We start from the raw sequence: 303 nt of genomic DNA on the forward strand, positions 1-303 counted from the left end.
GACGTAGGTGCTCGTTCGGCCGACCATCGAGCGCTCGCTCGCGAAGGTGAGCTCGGGGTCGCCGCGGCCCGTCACGGTGTGTTCGTGTCCGTCGGCCTCGAGAGTCGCGATGATCGTCGCGTCGGCGTCGCTGGCGGCGGCGACGAACGCCTCGTCGACCAACCCCTCCTCGACGATGACGGCGGCCATGGCGTTGAGAAGCGGGATGTCGAACCCCGGCTCGACCGGGAGGTGGATGTCGGCCGCCTTCGTCGTCTGGTTCTCGCGGGGGTCGACGTGAATCATCGTCGTCCCGGACTTCAG

Annotated in this window: 1 protein-coding gene; it reads right to left on the reverse strand. The window is 68.6% G+C overall.

Annotated elements, in window-relative coordinates; translation table 11 throughout:
* The coding region (locus tag HKX41_10990) for a DUF371 domain-containing protein (protein NNC24656.1) at positions 1–189 on the reverse strand (189 nt) is incomplete at its 3' end.
* Between the last annotated feature and the right edge of the window lie 114 nt (positions 190–303).

Source organism: Salifodinibacter halophilus (genome assembly GCA_012999515.1).
In the GTDB taxonomy this organism is placed as follows: domain Bacteria; phylum Pseudomonadota; class Gammaproteobacteria; order Nevskiales; family Salinisphaeraceae; genus Salifodinibacter; species Salifodinibacter halophilus.